At 63.5% G+C, this 17,780-nt stretch carries 20 protein-coding genes; 2 read left to right on the top strand and 18 right to left on the bottom strand.

Annotated features, from left to right (window positions below; genetic code table 11):
* Positions 1–74: 74 nt before the first annotated feature.
* A complete protein-coding gene (locus ACOOGG_RS09300) occupies positions 75–488 on the top strand; it encodes a DUF6941 family protein (RefSeq protein WP_420434517.1) in 414 nt (137 codons plus the stop codon).
* A 6-nt stretch (positions 489–494) separates the two neighbouring features.
* Here the strand turns inward: ACOOGG_RS09300 and ACOOGG_RS09305 are convergent, their stop codons facing one another.
* Positions 495–1,406, bottom strand: coding sequence for an SAM-dependent methyltransferase (locus ACOOGG_RS09305; protein ID WP_420434519.1), 912 nt, complete (start codon positions 1,404–1,406; stop codon positions 495–497).
* 172 nt (positions 1,407–1,578) lie between these two features.
* Between ACOOGG_RS09305 and ACOOGG_RS09310 the strand changes: the two genes are divergently transcribed.
* Positions 1,579–2,343 carry an acetoacetate decarboxylase family protein gene (locus ACOOGG_RS09310; RefSeq protein WP_420434521.1) on the top strand — a complete coding sequence of 255 codons (765 nt, stop codon included), beginning with the start codon at positions 1,579–1,581 and terminating at the stop codon, positions 2,341–2,343.
* Positions 2,344–2,368: 25 nt separating this feature from the next.
* On the opposite strand, the gene ACOOGG_RS09315 is transcribed toward ACOOGG_RS09310, so the two are convergent.
* The 17 genes from ACOOGG_RS09315 to ACOOGG_RS09395 are packed head-to-tail and all read right to left on the bottom strand — an operon-like array spanning position 2,369 to position 17,773.
* Positions 2,369–3,844, bottom strand: coding sequence for a sulfatase (locus ACOOGG_RS09315; protein ID WP_420434523.1), 1,476 nt, complete (start codon positions 3,842–3,844; stop codon positions 2,369–2,371).
* Positions 3,845–3,897: 53 nt separating this feature from the next.
* Positions 3,898–4,842: an SDR family NAD(P)-dependent oxidoreductase gene (locus tag ACOOGG_RS09320; protein ID WP_420434525.1), complete on the bottom strand. Its 945-nt coding sequence runs from the start codon at positions 4,840–4,842 to the stop codon at positions 3,898–3,900.
* A gap of 56 nt (positions 4,843–4,898) precedes the next feature.
* Complete coding sequence (locus ACOOGG_RS09325) at positions 4,899–5,798, bottom strand: Fpg/Nei family DNA glycosylase (RefSeq protein ID WP_420434527.1); 900 nt, start codon at positions 5,796–5,798, stop codon at positions 4,899–4,901.
* Between the two features lie 37 nt (positions 5,799–5,835).
* Positions 5,836–6,234, bottom strand: coding sequence for a type II toxin-antitoxin system VapC family toxin (gene vapC / locus ACOOGG_RS09330; RefSeq protein ID WP_420434529.1), 399 nt, complete (start codon positions 6,232–6,234; stop codon positions 5,836–5,838).
* Positions 6,231–6,434, bottom strand: a complete 204-nt coding sequence (locus ACOOGG_RS09335) for a type II toxin-antitoxin system VapB family antitoxin (protein ID WP_420434531.1) — start codon at positions 6,432–6,434, stop codon at positions 6,231–6,233. The genes vapC and ACOOGG_RS09335 overlap by 4 nt, the downstream gene beginning before the upstream one ends.
* A 52-nt stretch (positions 6,435–6,486) precedes the next feature.
* Positions 6,487–7,989 carry an NADH-quinone oxidoreductase subunit N gene (locus tag ACOOGG_RS09340; RefSeq protein WP_420434533.1) on the bottom strand — a complete coding sequence of 501 codons (1,503 nt, stop codon included), beginning with the start codon at positions 7,987–7,989 and terminating at the stop codon, positions 6,487–6,489.
* A gap of 8 nt (positions 7,990–7,997) precedes the next feature.
* Positions 7,998–9,569, bottom strand: coding sequence for a complex I subunit 4 family protein (locus ACOOGG_RS09345; RefSeq protein ID WP_420434535.1), 1,572 nt, complete (start codon positions 9,567–9,569; stop codon positions 7,998–8,000).
* A 15-nt stretch (positions 9,570–9,584) separates the two neighbouring features.
* Positions 9,585–11,789, bottom strand: coding sequence for an NADH-quinone oxidoreductase subunit L (locus ACOOGG_RS09350; protein ID WP_420434537.1), 2,205 nt, complete (start codon positions 11,787–11,789; stop codon positions 9,585–9,587).
* Positions 11,790–11,796: 7 nt separating this feature from the next.
* The gene (nuoK, locus tag ACOOGG_RS09355; protein ID WP_420434539.1) at positions 11,797–12,096 is read right to left on the bottom strand and encodes an NADH-quinone oxidoreductase subunit NuoK; all 300 of its coding nucleotides are present in this window, start codon (positions 12,094–12,096) and stop codon (positions 11,797–11,799) included.
* On the bottom strand, positions 12,096–12,611 hold the full coding sequence (locus ACOOGG_RS09360; protein WP_420434541.1) for an NADH-quinone oxidoreductase subunit J: 516 nt from the start codon (positions 12,609–12,611) through the stop codon (positions 12,096–12,098). The genes nuoK and ACOOGG_RS09360 overlap by 1 nt, the downstream gene beginning before the upstream one ends.
* Positions 12,608–13,141, bottom strand: a complete 534-nt coding sequence (locus tag ACOOGG_RS09365; protein WP_420434543.1) for a NuoI/complex I 23 kDa subunit family protein — start codon at positions 13,139–13,141, stop codon at positions 12,608–12,610. The genes ACOOGG_RS09360 and ACOOGG_RS09365 overlap by 4 nt, the downstream gene beginning before the upstream one ends.
* Before the next feature lie 9 nt (positions 13,142–13,150).
* On the bottom strand, positions 13,151–14,203 hold the full coding sequence (gene nuoH / locus ACOOGG_RS09370; protein WP_420434545.1) for an NADH-quinone oxidoreductase subunit NuoH: 1,053 nt from the start codon (positions 14,201–14,203) through the stop codon (positions 13,151–13,153).
* Positions 14,200–15,345: an NADH-quinone oxidoreductase subunit D gene (locus tag ACOOGG_RS09375; protein ID WP_420435191.1), complete on the bottom strand. Its 1,146-nt coding sequence runs from the start codon at positions 15,343–15,345 to the stop codon at positions 14,200–14,202. The genes nuoH and ACOOGG_RS09375 overlap by 4 nt, the downstream gene beginning before the upstream one ends.
* 29 nt (positions 15,346–15,374) lie before the next feature.
* Entirely contained in the window at positions 15,375–16,028 is a 654-nt protein-coding gene (locus ACOOGG_RS09380; RefSeq protein ID WP_420434547.1) for an NADH-quinone oxidoreductase subunit C, read from the bottom strand.
* Positions 16,015–16,473, bottom strand: a complete 459-nt coding sequence (locus tag ACOOGG_RS09385) for an NADH-quinone oxidoreductase subunit B (RefSeq protein ID WP_420434549.1) — start codon at positions 16,471–16,473, stop codon at positions 16,015–16,017. The genes ACOOGG_RS09380 and ACOOGG_RS09385 overlap by 14 nt, the downstream gene beginning before the upstream one ends.
* A gap of 50 nt (positions 16,474–16,523) precedes the next feature.
* Complete coding sequence (locus ACOOGG_RS09390) at positions 16,524–16,889, bottom strand: NADH-quinone oxidoreductase subunit A (RefSeq protein ID WP_419845087.1); 366 nt, start codon at positions 16,887–16,889, stop codon at positions 16,524–16,526.
* Positions 16,890–16,933: 44 nt separating this feature from the next.
* Positions 16,934–17,773, bottom strand: a complete 840-nt coding sequence (locus tag ACOOGG_RS09395) for a DegV family protein (RefSeq protein ID WP_420434551.1) — start codon at positions 17,771–17,773, stop codon at positions 16,934–16,936.
* Positions 17,774–17,780 lie beyond the last annotated feature (7 nt).

Below are 17,780 nucleotides of genomic sequence, written 5' to 3' on the forward strand. Positions count from 1 at the left end.
CCTACAGTCTGTCGCCCTATAGAGGTTATGGTCAGGTAGTGGAGCTACTTGAGGCCGGGAGCTGATCAGCGGTTATGGATATTCGGGTTGCCACGCTGTGTGATTTTGCCCAGGTGCGGGAGGGGTTGCTGTTTGTGAGCTCGGCGGGCATCACCCGGGTGTATCGGGAGTCGTTTCCGGCGCCGATCGGGGTCATGCTGGCGCTGGTGCTGGAGATGTCGCCGGTGGAGGCCGCCAATCCCAACAAGATCAAGGTGAGGGTTGAGGATGCCGATGGGCACAAGCTGGCCGAGATGGTGGGCGAGGTTCAGGTGAAGCTGGGATCGGGCCATGATCCCGGCGAACTGGTCAACGTTCCGTTCGTGGCTGACTTCCGGGCGATGAAGCTGCCGACGCCGGGCCGCTATCAGGTGGCCATCCACCCAGAAGTCGATGGGGCCAACCCGGTGGCGCTGGGGTTTCGGGCCGCCGTTCGGGCCAAGACCTGATTCAGCTCAACCCGGAGCGGGTACGTCCCATTCGGCCACGGTGAAACCCCCCAGCCCGGCTGGGTCGAGCAGGGCCTCGGCTTCGATGGCCCGGCTGCGACCAGCTATTGCGACGAGATCGCCTTGGGCGGCTCCGGCTCGCCAAGCGTCAATGCCTTCGGCGACCAGTTCTTCGATGCCGTGCTCTTGTAGCCACTCGGCTTGGGCAAAGACTCGGGTGGGCGGGCAGACCGCGGCCAATTGATCGAGGGCCACTTCGCAGGTGATGTCCTGGGTTCCGGGAGCTGTCCAGGGATCATCGCCCCGCTCGTGGCCCCGGTACGTCCTCAGCCACTCGGGCCACGGCCGGGAGGCCATCTCTTCGGTCGTGCTCATGTAGTCGATGACCACCACAGTGCCCTGGTTCAGGATCGACAGCGCCTGGGCCAGCCAGGCACAGGCCTGGTCTTGGCGGGGGGCCAGTCGGGTCTCGGGGTTGGGGCGGTTGACCACCTCGTGACCGTCGGGGTCGAACAAGCGCAGCGGCAGGTTGTCGAGCAGTTCGTTGGCCACAATCACCCCGTTGATCGGTCCGAGGGGCATGTCGGCACGGGATTCTCCAACGGTGTGGGCGGCTCGCCCTGCGGCGCTGCGCTCAATGTTGGTCCAACGCAGAGCAGGGGTACACAGAGGCTCGGCCTTGGCCACAGTGCGGGCCAGGGTGCCTGGTCCGGCACCGGCGTCGATCACGGTGAACGGATCGGGTCTGCCTGTCTCGCCCCAGCGTCGGTCCATCATCCGGCCCACCACGGCGCCGAAAAGTGGCCCCACCTCAGGGCTGGTGATGAAGTGACCGCCTCGCCGTCCAGCCTGGCCCGACTCGTAGAACCCGCGCTCGGGGTCATACAGCGCCCGCTCCATGAATTCGGCGAAAGTCATCATGGCGCCCAGCCAGACTTGCTGCCGCGCTCGGCGAACCCCATGAGTCCAGTATGGGCGATACTGCGGTCGGAGCACCTCACTGGTGCGCGTCTTTCGCGCTGCAAATACACTATGGGCACATGGACGAGCGGAACCGTGCGGTTTCGCAGTATCCAGCATTGGAGGCACTGTGACTGAAACACCGATGAGCCGACCTGGTGAAGTAGCTGGCTGGCCCAAGCTGACCGTTGAGTACCGGACCGACTCGGCTGGTATTGAGCAGATTCTTCCCCCGGGGCTCACCCCGGGTGAGCCGATTGTCACGGTGGGTGTTTACTGCGTGCCGGTGCTGGGCGAACCGGAGTACGGCGTGAGCGTGAAGGTACCGGCCAGTTGGCAGGGCACCAGCGGTCAGTACAGCCTGGGCCTGGGCATTGACCAGGAGGCCGCCATCTTCATCAGCGGCGAGACCAACGGCCAGCCCAAGTATCCGTGCGACATCCGCTTCTATCGTCTGGGCAACCGGGTAGAGGCCCGGACCATCCATCAGGGATACACCTTCTTCGAGTTCGAGGGCGATGTCACCGGAGCAGTGGAGCCGAAGGCCGGTGAGTACACCGAGCACGAGTGGTGGACCAAGTACTCCCGGGCCATCGGCGGCGCGGAGAAGGAGTACGACTTCCCTCCCCACGTGGTGGATGTGGCCACCACCTTCGAGCAGGTACATGTCGAAGACATCGACGGGGAACTGCGGTTGCTGGAAAGTCCCTGGGATCCGGTAGCCCGCTACTTCCCAATCGTCGAGCAGCTTTCGGCGCAGTTGGTAACCAACCGGATGATCGACCGGCAGATCACCAACGCCGGCCCTCTGGACCCCGATGCGTTCTGGCCCATGGCCGATGTCATCGGCGGCTCCCGGTGGCCGGGCACCCGAGGCGGCCCTCGTCGCTCCTAGATCGCTGGGTGGCGAGTGCCAGCCGTCATTGGCCCTCGGCGGCTAGGAAGAAGCCAGTTGACTCGGCCTCAATTGGGGCCAGAACCTCTTCGGCGCCCAGCAACTCGACTAGCCCCTGGAGAAGGTCCTCTGCGATAGAGGGCTCAGAGTCGATCAAGTTTGTGGTCTCGTCAGGGTCTTCGAACAAGTTATAGAGCTCGTGAGGGTCGTCTGGCGATTGGACATTGTGGATGTACTTCCACTGGTCAGTGCGGATCGATCGATGCTGGTGCTCGGTACAGGTAGTGGCATCCCGGATTTGAGACTCGGCATGCTCGAAGATCGGGCGCAGTGAGCGACCGTCGATCTCCTCGATCTCCGTGCCGGTGTAGTCGAGAATCGTGGCCGTCACGTCAATGAGCTCGGTCAGCGCGTTGCTTACCCCGTTGGAGATTCCCGGTCCGGCTGCGATCATCGGTATCCGCATCGACGGCTCGTAGCCGTAGTGTTTCTGGAAGAGGCGATGGTCGCCCAGCATCTCGCCATGGTCGGCAGTGAACATCACGATGGTGTCTTCGGTCTGACCGATTGCGTCCAACGTGGCCAGAATTTCGCCGATTTGGATGTCGATGGCGGCCAATTCTGCCGTGTATTGGCGGCGGGCTTTCATCAACTCATCCGGGGGGAGAGCAGACTGCGACTGGCCGAACCTCTTGGCCCGAGGTGTCCCTTCGTCGAGCACGGGTTCAGGGACATCGGCGTCGCGAAATTGCTCTCCGAACTCCCTCGGCGGGTCAAACGGGTCGTGAGGCCCGCAGAAGCTGACATAGAGGTGCCAGGGGAAACCACTAGGCACTTCCTCGAGCCATTCACACGCCTTTCGGCCGATCCAATGGTCCACCCACGCCTCGGTTGGAAGCACCGAGTCTCGGTACCACAGATCAGAAAGCGATTTCTCGCCGCCGAATCCCGGGCGTCCGGCGAAAATCTCATGCATGCGGGCGGAGTAGTCATCTCTAAAGCCCTCCCAGAGACCTTGTTCTTGAAGCCACATGTTGTAAGGGCCAGAAGGTGCGTTGGGGAAAGGGAGGCCGGCGAGTATCTTGCCCAGCGTCTCGATGGGATGGGTGAACCCCCAGCGGTATGCCTTGGGACGATCGCCGCGGGGGCCATGTTGGAGATCTCCCTTGTCGAGGTCGAGTTTGCCGACTACGCCGACCTTGTAGCCGGCATCGCGGAGCTGTTGGTAATACGTCGGCAGGGCGGAGTCGAGAACGTCATTGTTGGATTGCGCCCCGATTGACAGCGGGGTCCTTCCTGTAGCCAGCCCGATCCGCGCCGGTACACACACCGACGAATTGGTGACATGACCGGTGATCCTCGTACCACGCCCCGCCAACGCGTCGAGTTGAGGCGTCACAACCCCCGGCGTGCCATGGCACCCAAGCCAATCCCAGCGATGTTGATCTGTCGTGATCAGCAAGACATTGGGTGTTGTGCCGTTTCCATCTTGGTCAGCCATTGGTGGCACCTCCCTTCTTTATTCCACCACACCTTGCCGAAACCCCTTCCGACCTAGACAGACAAATCGACGAGGTGCTCGCTCAGTTTCCACAGCGCGGCCTCGGTGGCCGGGTTGTAGATGTGGGGGGCGTAGCCGATTTCGCCTGTTCCGGGCTCGGCCACGTTGCAGTCGGCTAGATACTTGCCGTTGTTCTCGGCTAGTTCGGGAGCGGTAGCCGCCCATACCTGGGTGGCGGCGCCAGATTCCAAGGTCTTGTATTGGAGGCCTTGGCCTGAGGACGAACTGGCTTTGGCCCGTTCCCTCATGCCCTCGATCATCTCGGTGGTCATGTGACGGCCCAGCTTGGTGGGGATCGCGCCGGGATGGACCGACAGCGACAGCATTTGGTCGCCGAAACGGCGGGCCAGTTCGGCGGCGAAGTGGACGTTGGCAGTCTTAGACCGGCCATAGGCCACCCAGGGGTCGTAAGAGGTGTGCTCGAAGTTGGGGTCGTCGAGGTCAACGTCAGAGATGCGGTGCCCCCCCGAAGAGAGCGTGACCACCCGGGGCTTGTCGGCTTGGCGTATTAGTGGCAATAGCCGGACGGTGAGGGCGAAGTGGCCCAGGTGGTTGGTGCCGAACTGCATCTCAAAGCCGTCGGTCGTGCGGCCGAACGGACAGCACATCACCCCGGCGTTATTCATCAATACGTCGATGCGGTCGAACTCGTCGGCGGCTTCGGCCGAAAATCGAGCCACGCTGGCCAGGTCGGAGAGGTCGAGCTGGTGGGTCGAAATATCAGCGTCGGGCACTGATGAGCGGATGCGCTCGGCGGCCTCCAAGTTCTTCTGGGGATCGCGGGCCAGCATGGCTACTTGGGCGCCGCGGTTGGCCAGCACCCGAGCCGACTCCTCGCCCAAACCGCTTGTCGTTCCTGTGATCAAGAAGACCTGTCCCGACAGGTCGAGCCCGTCAACGACCTCTTCGGCGGTGGACTCTCGACTAAACGAACTCATGTTGTGGCCTCCTCGTCGACATCGGGAAGATAGTTCGCTGGGGGGGAAGCTGCCGATCAGTCCTCGAGGTCTTCAATGCTGCGAGGCCAGTCGTCTTTGAGGAGGCGGGACAGGGATCGGTCGGCCAGCACCCGGCCGCCGGTCTGGCACTGGGGGCAATAGTTGACCTCGTTTTCGACGTACACGATGCGCTGGACGGGCACCGCGCACACCAGACAGGGCTGGTTGTATTTGCCGTGAACGGCCATGTCGTCGTGGAAGGCGGTCACCTTGTCGGGGAAGCCGGCGCCTACCGCTTGACGGTGGCGGTCGGTCCAATCGAGAAGCGTGGAGCGGGTCGCCTGGTAAAGGCGGGCAATCTCGGTGTCGCTGAGGTGTCCGGTGCGCTGCACCGGAGACAGCCCGGCATGGAACAAGATCTCGTCGCTGTAGGCGTTACCGATGCCGCTGAACACGGTGGGATCGCACAAGGCTCGCTTGAGAGTGCGGTTACGGGTGTTCAGGGCGTCGCGGAACGCAGCCTCATCGGTCTCAAGCGGCTCCACCCCGCCCCGGTCGTGACCCTCGGCCAGGGCATCGCCACCGTTCACTAGCCACAGCGATGCCCTCTTGCGCTTGCTGGCCTCGGTGAGGAGCAGGGTGCCCTGTTCGAAGTCGAATGCGGCCAGACCGATCTTTCCTGGCGGCTTGGCGCCTGGCTGGTCTCGCCACCGCAACCGCCCCGCCACCATGAGGTGGACAACCAAGTACAGCTCGTCCGGCCCGTCCAATTCGAGCACAAGGCGCTTGCCCAATCGCCGGGTGCCAACTACAGCACGGCCCTCGGCCGCACTGATCGGCGGGTCGAACGTTTGCAGCAGGCTGACCCCGATCACCCGGATCTTGCGCAATTTCCGCCCCACCACAAATCGGTCCAGCGCTTCGAGATAGACCACCACATCAGGCAGCTCGGGCACGACAGAGCTTCTTTCCTGTGGTGGTCACGCAGCAAGGCTATGACAGGGCCACGACCTCCAAGTCGGTGTGCTGGGCCATGACATCGAAGTCGCCGTCGGCATGAAGAACCGGAACCCCGGAGTGAATGGCCACCGCAGCGATCAAGCAGTCCAGCAGCTTGCGAATCGTCTCACCCCTCCTGCGACAGGACCCATAGACAGCGGCGGCGTAGTCGTAGTGTGAGGAATGAGTGGGCAGGGTCACCGCGCGGGCCAAGAGACGTCTGAGTTTCTGTTCGTGGATGTCATCTCGAGCGCCGGCTAGGAGTTCCAGCCTTACTGCATCGGTGATCGCCAGTTCGGCCTCGGTTGTGATCAACAATCTGAGTCGGATGTGTGAATCGCTCCCCGTATTGCGGAGGTACTCGACCCACACCGAGGTGTCGACGAGAATCACCAGACCTCGTAGGTCCTCATCTCGTCGAGGTCGCCGTCCCAGCCGGTCCCTTGCATCTGAAGTGCTTCCTCCACCGTCATCGGGTCGCCGGCCACCATTTTCAGAGCCAGGTTAACGGCTTCCCGCTTGGTGCCCAGCTGGTACCGCCGCATGACCTCAGCGCAGGCTTCGTCGTCGAGATCGATGTTTGTCCGGGTCATGCACAAACCATACACCACCGACACACCACATTGGTCCTGAAATTTGCGGGCCCTAGGGAGTCAGTGCGATGAGGGTGCCGTCGGTGAAGTGGGTGATGACGGCGGGGTATATGCCGAACAGGAGGGTGGCCGCCGCGGTCAGGGCGAGGGCGGAGACTAGGGAAGGGGGGACTCGCAGGGGTGTGGTGTCGGCTTCTTCGGGGGTTTCCTCGAACCACATCATGCGGGCCACTTTGGCGTAGTAGAAGAGCGCGATCACCGAGTTGACCGCAGCGATGGCGGCCAGGGAGTAGCCCCAGCCGGTGTCGGCTTCCACCACGGCCCGGAATACGGCGAACTTGGCGAACCAACCACCCAGCGGCGGAATCCCCGCCAGGGAGAACAGGAAGACCGACATGACCACGGTCATACCCGGGGCGTACTTGAACAGCCCGGCGTAGGAGCGGATCTCCCCGGAGGCGGTGCGGCGGGCCACGGCGATGATCACCGCGAAGGCGCCCAGGTTCATGGCGGCGTAGATCAGAACGTAGGTGATAACCGCTGAGAGGGCCTCCTCGCCGATGTCACCGGCCACCGCCAGGGGAGCCAGCATGAAGCCGGCCTGCGAGACCCCGGAGTAGGCCATGAGCCGCACGATGTTGTCCTGGCGCAAAGCGATCAGGTTGCCGGCGGTCATAGAGCCCACGGCCAGGATCCACAACAGCGGCTGGTAGATGTCTTGGGCGTTGGGGAATCCGACGTACACCAGCTGCATGAGAGCCACGAAACCGGCAGCTTTGGAGGCCACGGCCAGAAAAGCGGTCACCGGAGTGGGCGCTCCCTCGTAGGTGTCGGGGGCCCAGGTGTGGAAGGGGAAGCCCGACACCTTGAAGGCGAATCCGACGATCACGAAGATGATGCCCAAGATCACCACCGGGTTGGAGCCCTCTTGGGTAACCGTCGCAGAGATTTCCGACAGGCGGGTGTCGCCGGCCAGTCCGAACAGCAGCGACATGCCATAGAGCATGATGGCCGAGGCGAACACCCCCATCAGGTAGTACTTGAGTCCGGCCTCGTTGCTCCTGGGGTCGCCCTTACGCCACGCGGCCATCAGGTAGGCGGGGATCGACAGCAGCTCCAGGGCCACGAAGATGGTCACCAGGTCGCGGGCCGAGGCCATCAGCACCATGCCCATCACCGACGCCAGCAGCAAGCCGTAGTACTCGTTCTCCCAGTAGTCGCCTTCGGCGATGTAGTTGGTGGACAACAGCACCACGATGTAGGCGACCACGATGAACATGGCCTTCAAGATGAGCGCGAAGTCGTCCACCACAAAGGCCCCGCCGAACATCTCCCGGGTGTCGCCTGCCGCGGCCAAGGTCACGATGGGTATCAGCGCCACCAGCAGGCCGATGCCGGCCAGCGCCGAGGTGTAGGCCCGTCCCCGCTCCAACAGCACGATGTCGAGCAGGGTGACCACCGCGCCCACCCCCAACAGGGTGAGTTCGGGCGCGACGGCGTGCCAGTCGATGTCCGGTCGGACGAAGCCGACGATCGATGGCAAAGACGAGAGCATCTACGTTCCTACTTGCCGGCCGCTGAATCGAAGCAAGCGCCGCCGGTAACGGAGTCAAGGCATTCGCTGAGCGAGTTCACCACCGCGGGGTCGGTGGCTCCGAACAGCAGCTGGGGATACACCCCCAGCACCACGATGAGGATGAGCAGCGGGGCCCAGGCCAGGTATTCGGACATGGTGGCGTCGCGCACATTGGGGTCGTTGGCGAACTCTTCTCGGGGGTTGCCGAAAGCGGTCTTTTGGAGCATCCACAGCAGATAGCCGGCCGCCAGCACCGTGCCCAGGGCGGCTACCACCATGTACGACCGGAAAACCTCTTCGGATAGCACCTCGGCGGGGTTGTAAGAGGCCAAGATGGCGGGGAACTCGCCCCAGAACCCGGCCAGGCCGGGCAGGCCGAGAGAGGCCATGGCGCAGAATCCGAGGATCCAGCCCATGCGAGGGGCCTGTACCAGCAGCCCTCCCAGTCGGGTCATGTCCAAGGTGTGGTAGCGCTCTTTCACCGACCCGGCCAAGAAGAACAGCATCCCGGTGATGAGTCCGTGGGCCACCATTCCGAACACTGCGGCGTTGATGCCGAAGTCGGTAAGGGTGGCGATGCCCAGCATCACAAAGCCCATGTGGGCCACCGACGAGAACGCCACCAGCCGTTTCAGATCGCGCTGGGCCAAACAGCCCAAAGCCCCGTAGATGATCCCGATCACCGCCAAAAGCCCTATGAACGGGGCCCACTCGGCGGCGGCCTCGGGCAGGATGGGAATGGCGATGCGGACGAAACCGTAAGTGCCCAGCTTCAACAGCACCGCGGCCAATATCACCGAGCCCACGGTGGGGGCCTCGGTATGGGCATCGGGCAGCCAAGTGTGGAACGGGAACATGGGCACCTTGACCCCGAACCCCAGGAACATGCCGCCGAACACCCAGAGCTGCGATGACTTGGCGATGCCGGCGGCGGCCTCGGGCAACAGCCGCATATCGAAGGTGCCGGCGTCGGCTAGGAAGTACAGGGCTAGGAAACTCACCAGCATCAGTGCCGAGCCGAACAGGGTGAACAAGAAGAACTTGATGGAGGCGTAGCGCCGGTTCTCGCCGCCCCACACCCCGATCATGAAGTACATGGGCAGCAGCACAACCTCGAAGAACACGAAGAACAAGATCAGGTCTTGGGCGGCGAAGGTGCCGATCATCCCGGTTTCCAAGATGAGGATGAGCATCAAGAAGGCCTTGGGATTGTGCGGCTCGGGGAAGTGGTTCCAGGAGTAGATCACGCACAGGGGCACGATCAGCATGGTCATCAGCATCAGCGGCAACGAGATGCCGTCGACGCCCAAGATGTAGCGGGAGTCGATCACATCGATCCACCCCTTGTCGACCACGAAGTTAAGGGCTCCGTAGTTGTCGTTGTCGACGAACTGGATCAACAGCAGCAAGCCGAAGACGGCCACCGCCACGGTGGTCGCCAATGCGATCAGCTTGTGGAGCTGCTCTCGATCCTTGGGAATGAGCATCATGACGGCCGCGCCGATAATCGGCAGGAACGTCGGGATGCTCAGCCCCCAGTCGTTGAGAAATGACTCCATTGGTACGTGTGCTCCCTAGATGACGATGATGAAAATGCCGGCCAGGATGGTGGCGGCGGCGAACATGATGGCGGCGTACTGCTGCACCTTGCCGGTTTGGATTCGGCGCAGCTCCTCCCCCGAGCTGTCGGAGATTTTTCCGGTGGCATTGACGATGCCGTCCACCACCAGCTGGTCCACCTTGTGGTAGACGATTTCGCCGGCCTGCACCGAGCGCGTGCCGGCCTCGTTGACCACCCGGTCGATGACATTCTGGTTGGTCCAGTAGGCGGCGCGGGCCAATGGCCCCTTTACGAAGCCGACGATCACGGTGGTGTACAGCCAGTCGAGGTAGTACTTGTTCACCAGGATCCGGTGGCCGAGGCGGGCCAGCGACGACTTGGTGGTTAGCCCGTCGGGCAGTTCGGTGGCTGCCGGGCTAACCGCCCTCACTCGGACGAAGTAGTAGCGGTAAGCGGCTCCGATGCCTACTAGGGCCACGATCACCGACACGATGGCCAGCGTCCATGACGGTGTGGCGTGGCTGATGGCTGGGAAGTAGCTCACCCCTACGGGTTCTACCCATTGGAGGAACTTCTCTTCCCAGGCGGCGGGAACGAGCTGGAAGCCGGCCGGGAAGTTGATGAATCCGGCGACAACGGCCAACACGGCCAGGATCCACAGCGGCACGGTGATGCGAGGGCCGGACTCATGGGGGGTGCCGTGGCCCCGGAACTCCCCGAAGAACGTGAGGTAGACGACCCGGGTCATGTAGGCCCCGGTGAGGGCGGCGGTGATCATGCCCATGGCCAGCATCACGGTGTAGGCCCCGTTGCCCCCGGTTCCCCCGAACAGTCCCCAGCCACCGGTACCCGCCAAGATCTCGTCCTTCGACCAGAACCCCGACAAGATGGGCAGTCCGGCCAGCGCCACCGTGCCGATCATGAACGTTCGGTAGGTGTGGGGCATGTGCTTGCGCAGCCCGCCCATGTCCTCCTTCATGTCGAAGGAGTGGACGGCGTGGCTGACCGAGCCCGACCCCAAGAACAGGCAGGCCTTGAAGAAGGCGTGGGTGAACAGGTGGAACAGGGCCGCGGTCCATGCCCCCACTCCCAGGGCCAGCACCATGTAGCCCAACTGGGAGACGGTGGAGTAGGCCAGCACCCTCTTAATGTCGTTCTGGACGAAGGCCAGGGTGGCGCCCACCAGGGTGGTCATCCCGCCGATGAGGGCCAACAGGTTGATGCTGGAGCCGCCGATGGAGTAGCCCTCGAAGAACACCCCGTAGAGTCGGGCCACCATGAAGATGCCGGCCACCACCATGGTGGCGGCGTGGATGAGGGCCGACACCGGGGTGGGCCCGGCCATGGCGTCGGGCAGCCAGGTGTGGAGGAAGAACTGGCCCGACTTGGACATGACCGCGGCGGTGAGGCACAAAGCGGCGGCCAGCGTGACCGTGTGGCTCATGGTGCCGCTGATGGCGGCCTCGTTCACGCCGATTACGTCAAAAGTGCCCGCGCCGAAGAACAGGATGGACACCCCGATGATGATGCCCATGTCGCCCACCCGGTTGGTGAAGAAGGCCTTGAGGGCGGCATCGGAGTTGTCCTTCTCCTCCCACCAGTGGCCGATGAGCACGAACGAGCACACCCCCACCAGCTCCCAGCCCACCAGCATCTGGATGGTGGTGGAGGCGGTGACGAAGAAGAGCATCGACGCGGTGAACAGGCTCAAGAAGGCGAAGAAGTGGGTGTAGCGGCGATCGCCGGCCACGTAGTCGGTGGAGTAGATGTGCACCAGCAGCGACACCACGGTGACCACGAAGATCATCATCACGGCCAGGCCGTCGATCATGATGCCCGCGCCGATGGCCTCGGCCCCGTTGGTGAGCCAGGTGATCGACCGGGTGAGCGCCCCCACCCCGCCGGAGATCTCGCCTTCGGCCGCGGCAGCCAGCCCGCCCGCGCCCAGGGCGTGCTCCCCCTCAGCGCCCCCTCCTCCAGCGCCCTCCACCTCGCTGATCCATTGGATGGCGGTGAGCAGGCCGAACACGAAGGAGGCTCCCACCGCGGCAATGCCGATCTCGGAGCCCCCACGGGGGAACCGCTTGCCGAATAGCAAGATCAGCAGGAACGACACCGCGGGGAACAGCCAGATCAGCCAGGCGTTCTCCAGGAACCAGCCCGAAGCGGCTACGGCCTTGCCGGCGGTTTCGGCGGCAGTGATGCTTGCACTCAGCACTGGCCCGTCACCCCTTCATCAGATCGACTTGGTCCAAGTCGATGGATCGCCGGTTCCGGTACAGCAGCAGCACGATGGCCAGCCCGATTCCCACTTCGGCAGCGGCCACGGTGATCACGAACAGGGCGAAGATCTGGCCCATGACCGTGTCGTGGAACGCTCCGAAGGCCACCAGGTTGATGTTCACGGCGTTCAAGATGAGCTCGATGGACATGAGGACCAGCACGCCGTTGCGGCGGGCCAGCACGCCGTAGACCCCGATGCAGAACAACACCGCGCCCAAAAGGAGCATCTCATTGAGAAGCATCAGCCGCCTTCCTCTCGGCGGGCGATCACGATGGCGCCGATGAGGGCGGCTAACAGCAGCACCGACACCGCCTCAAAGGGCACGATGTACTGGGAGAACAGCTCGTCAGATACCTGAGCGGTGGTCTGGGGAGTCAGGCCGTCGGGCAGGTTGGCATCCAGCTTTACGCCTTCGAAGCGGTCCACCAGCGCACCGATCATCACGGCCAAAAGCAAAAGGGCGGTAAGCACCGCGGGGAACTTGCGCTTGTGGTCGGTCTCCTCATCCTGTTTGAAGTCGGACCGGGTGAGCATGATGCCGAATAGGAACAGCACGATCACCGCGCCGATGTAGATGAGCACCTGGGTGATGCCGGTGAACTCGGCGCCCACCAGCAGGAACAGGGCGGCCACCCCGGCCAGCACGATCACCAGATACAGGGCGGCGTGCACGATGTCGCGGGTGGTCACCACCCGCAGGGCGGAGGCCACCATCACCGCAGCGATGATCCCGAAGGCAACGTGCTCAGCGATCACCGAGGAACCTTCAACACCTTCTGCTCGGAACCGGGCTCATAGGACTCGAAGTCGGGAACGGTGTCCATCCACTCGCTGAGGCGCTCCTTATCGTGGAGCAGGTCGGCGATGCGGGGTTCGGAGTACTCGTACTCGGGGCTCCAGAACAAAGCTTCGAACGGACACACCTCCACGCATATGCCGCAGTACATGCACAGGCTGTAGTCGATGTCGAAGCGGTCGAGCGCGTTCTTCTGGCGGGGCTTGCCCCCCTCCCGGCGGGGCGGGGCCAGGTATTTGTGGCCCTCGATGTAAATGCACCAGTCGGGGCACTCCCGGGCGCAGAGCATGCAGGCGGTGCAGTTCTCCTCGTGAAGGGCGATCACACCTCGAGCTCGGTCGGCGGGCATCTCCTTAACGTGGGGGTATTGCACGGTGTGGGAGTGCTTGGAGGGGGCGGGGACCAGCGGGGGGCCGTCGCCGAACAGGGTGCGGAACATGGTGCGAGCGGTGACCTTAAGTCCCGTTATCAATCCTGGTACCAATGCCATAACGATCTCCTACAAAACGACCTTGAAAATACCGGTGATAACGATGTTGACCAGCGACAGCGGAATCAGGAATTTCCACGCTAAGCGCTGGAGCTGATCCTCTCGCAGCCGCGGATAGGTGAAGCGGAACCAAAAGATCAGTGCGGCAACGGCCATGACCTTCACCAGCAAGATGACCGGCCCGACGATGTTGAAGGCCCAGTGCTCGAGGTCGCCCCACGGCAGCGCCCACCCGCCCAGGAACATCACTGCGGCCAGCGCGGCGAAGGCGAAGGCGGTGCCGAACTCGCCCATGAAGAAGAACAGAAACCGGAAGCCGGTGTACTCCACCTGGTAGCCGCCCACAATCTCGGATTCGGCCACTGGCATGTCGAACGGGGGCTGGGTGAGCTCGGCCTGCACCGCCACCAAGAAGATAAAGAAGCCCACGAACTGGGTAAGGATGAACGGGTTGCCGATGCCGCCCCAGCCGAAGATCTCCCCGGTGGCCTGGGCGGTGACGATCTTTTGCAGGTCGAGGGTGCCGGCTTGGATGACCACACCCATAACGGCCAGCACCAGCGGGAGCTCGTAGGCGATGAGCTGGCCCGCGGCCCGCAAACCGCCCATGAGGGCGTATTTGTTGGCCGAGGCCCAACCGGCCATCAAGATGCCCACCACTGACAGCGACGACACCGCCAAGGCGTAGAAGATGCCCACGTCCAACTGGGCCACCACGGCGTCGGGGCCGGTGGGGATGACCACATAGATCAAGAACGTGGAGATCAGCACCACCAGCGGGGCCAGGGCGAACACCGTCCGGTCGGCCTTTTCCGGGAAGATGTCCTCTTTCTGCAAGAATTTCACCCCGTCGGCCAGCAGCTGCAAGGTGCCGTAGGGACCGGCTTCCATGGGACCCAGGCGGCTCTGCATGAAGCTCATCACCTTCAGCAGGAACACGTAGCCCAGCACCAGGGCAGCGGTGGGGATGACCAGGGCGATCACGCCCATCTTGATGATGGCCGTCGCCCAGTAGGGCACCTCGACGGCCAGCAGGCCGGACATCACTGCGCCTGCGGTCATCGGTCGATGTCTCCGAGTATGAAGTACAGGCTGGCCAGAATCGTGATGATGTCGGGCACGTACACGCCCTTTAGCAGCCACGGGGTGATGGATATGTTGGAGAAGCTGGCCGAGCGGATCTTCACCCGGAACGGCACCAAATCGCCCTTGCTGACGATGTAGTAGCCCATCTCGCCCAACGGGTTCTCGGTGGCGGCGTAGGCCTCGCCCGCGGGCACCTTGATGATGCGGGGCACCTTGGCCATGATCGGCCCGGCGGGAAGCCCGTCAAGAAGCTGGTCCACCATGTGGGTGGCCTCGCGGGTCTCTTGGAGCCGAACCCAGTAGCGGGCGAAGGAGTCGCCGTCGGGGTGGGTCCACACCCTCCAGTCGAGCTGGTCGTACACCAGGGCCTCATCGCCGTCGCGGCGCAGATCCCAGTCCACCCCGCTGGCCCGGATATTGGCGCCCGACAGCCCGTATGAAAGACCAACGGCCGGGGGCACGATGCCGATGCCCCGAGAGCGGGACTGAAAGATCTCGTTGCCCAGCACCAGTTCCTCGAACTCGTCGCAGAAGTCCCGGATCTTCTCCATGGCCTGCTTGGTGTCTTCGATCCAGCCCTTGGGGAAGTCGTCTTTGACTCCGCCGATGCGATCGAAGTTGGGATGGAAGCGCCCGCCGGTGACCGCCTCGATCTGGTTCAGCACGAACTCGCGGTCGCGGAAGGCCATGAACACCGGAGTGAGGGCGCCGAGCTGCACGGCCATGTCGCCCAAGAACAGGGTGATGTTGGCGATCCGGCTCAGCTCGAACAACACGGTGCGGATCCATTGGGCCCGAGGGGGGGCCTCGACTTCCATGAGCTTTTCGGCGGCCAGGATGAACGGCACCTCGTTGGCGAAGCTCCCCAGCCAGTCGATGCGGTTGATGAGCGTGGTGACCTGGGGATAGGTGCGCACCTCGGCCAGCTTCTCGTAGCCCCGGTGCATATAGCCCATGATGGGCTCGGCCTCCACCACCTGCTCGCCGTCGAGGCGGGCCACCAGCCGGAGCGTGCCGTGAGTGGCCGGGTGCTGAGGGCCGATGTTGAGGGTCATGCCCTCAGTTTCGATCTCCACGTTGAGTCGGGCGTCGGCGGCCTGGGTGGCGACGTAGGCCATCTGCTGGCGCTGGTCGGCGCCGACGGCGGTCATGGGCCTTCCTCACCCGGGAACAACTCCACGTCCACGATGCCGGGCCACGGCTTCACCCGGCGGGCGAGCAGCGGGAAGTCCTTGCGGAGGGGATTGCCCTCGAACTCGCCGGGCAGATAGATGTGGCGGAGGTCGGGATGGCTGTTGAAGTGGATCCCGAACATCTCCCATGCCTCCCGCTCGTGCCAGTTGGACCCGGGGTAGACCTGGATCAGGCTGTCGATGCTCAGATCGTCATTGGGCAGGTCGGCCTTGATGGTGATGCCCATGTGGTCGGTGATCGAGTAGAGGCGCATCACCATCTGGAATCGGGTCTGGCCCCCGGCGTGACCCTGTTCCATGGGGTCGGCCGCCTTGGGCTGGGGGTTGTCCTCTTGGGCGTCCATGTCCCGTCCGTAGGGGGAGGGGAGCCAGTCGATGGCAGACAGCCAGTCGAAGAACTGGCATCCGAGCAGGTCGCGGGCGGCGGTGGCCGCATCGATCCAAGAGTCGCGGGTGACCCGAACCCAAAGTTCGGTGTCAGGGATGGTGTGGTGCTCTACGAATCCGTCGCCCAATGTGTCGGCCAGTTGAGCTGCCCAAGCTTCCCGGCTCTCGTCGGACTGCGGTCCGGCTTCGGCGGCATCGTTCTCGATCTCAGTCGACGACAATTGGGTCACCTCGCCACCGCACGGCCGGGTCTTCGTTGCCGATGCGCTCCTGAAGCAGCACGATGCCTTCCAGCAGGGCCTCGGGCCGGGGTGGACAGCCGGGCACGTATACATCCACCGGAATGATCTGATCCACACCCTTGGTCACCGAGTAGGAGTCCCAGTACGGGCCTCCGCAATTGGCGCAGGAGCCCATCGAGATGACGTACTTCGGGTCGGGCATCTGCTCGTAGAGGCGCAGGATCGACGGGACCATCTTGTCGGTGACCGTGCCCGAGATCACCACCAGGTCGGCCTGCCGGGGGCTGGCGGGAAACGGGATAACGCCGAGGCGCATGACGTCGTAGCGGGGGGAGCCGATCACCGCGCCCATCTCGATGGCGCAGCAGGCCAGGCCCCACTGGTACATCCAGATGGAGTACTTCCGTCCGAGATTGAGCAGCATGGTCAGGGGTTTTGGAGCTTTCCCGCTAGCGACCAGTCCCACTGCCTACCTCAGATCCACCGAAGAACGCCCTTTCGCCAGGCGTATACCAAGCCCAGCGCAAGGATGAAGATGAAGATGGCCATTTCGACCAAACCGAACGTTCCGTAGGCCTCCAACCGGGTGGCCCAGGGGAATATGAACACGGCCTCGACGTCAAACATGACGAAGAGAAGGGCGAAAACGTAATACCGGATGTTGCTCTGCGACCAGCCCAGCCCTACGGGGTCGACGCCGCTCTCGTAGGTGATGTATTTCTGGGGCTGCGACCGAGTGGGACGCAGCAGGCTGCCGAGCCCCAACATTCCGAACACCAACGCACCGGCCAGCACGAGGAATAAGACGACAAGGAGGTAGTCGCGGAGGAACTCCGACACGGCCCGAAGGTTACCGATGGCGTTTTCTACGGGCCAAGACGTACTTAGGGGGCGGGAATAAAGGCCGCGGCAATAACCCCTGGTCCAGCGTGGGTGCCCACGACGGGTCCGATAAGGGTCACCGTCAAGGGGTTGTGGGCGGGGGCGTCGCCCAGGCTGGTGGTGAACGCGTCGATGTCGTCGGCCGCACCGTGGGCCAAGGCCAATTGTTCCAACTCACCGGCTTCGGCCAACTGTTTGGCCAGCCAAGTGCGGGCCTTGCCTCGGGTTCGCTGCTTGCCCGCCTCCTCCACGACGCCCGAGGTGAGATCCAGACAGGGTTTGATGGAAAGGGCGCTGCCCAAGAGGGCCTGCGCGGTGCCGATGCGCCCGCCCTTCTTGAGATTGTCCAGGGTGTCAAGCACGGCATAGATGAAAACCCGATCTTTGAGCTGGGCCAGCTGGGCTTCGATCTCGTGCGCGCTGTGCCCGGCTTCGGCGGCGGCCGCCGCGGCCTTCACCATGAGACCCAGGCCCACCGAAACCTTGCCGGAGTCCACCACCCGGACGTCCACCTCGCCCTCCAATGATCGGGCCGCATTCTGGGCCGACTCCCCGGTGGCCGACAGGGCGAACGACAGGTTGATGCACACCACTGCGTCGGCTCCGTCGGCGGCCAATTCGCGAAATGCGGTTTCGAATGCCCCCGGTGCGGGAGCGGCGGTGGACGGCAGATCGTCGCTGGCCGCCATTTTCTCATAGAAGCCTTCAGCCGAAAGACCTTGGCCGTCGGTGAACTCCTCGTCGCCGAAGCGGATGGTGAGGGGGATCACGGTGATCTGGTAGCGCTCGATGTCGGCGGCGCTGAGATCGCAGGAACTATCGGTCACGATGCGAACTGCCATGGCCAAA

Origin of the sequence: Candidatus Poriferisocius sp. (genome assembly GCF_965214065.1) — a bacterium.
Classification (GTDB): domain Bacteria; phylum Actinomycetota; class Acidimicrobiia; order Acidimicrobiales; family Bin134; genus Poriferisocius.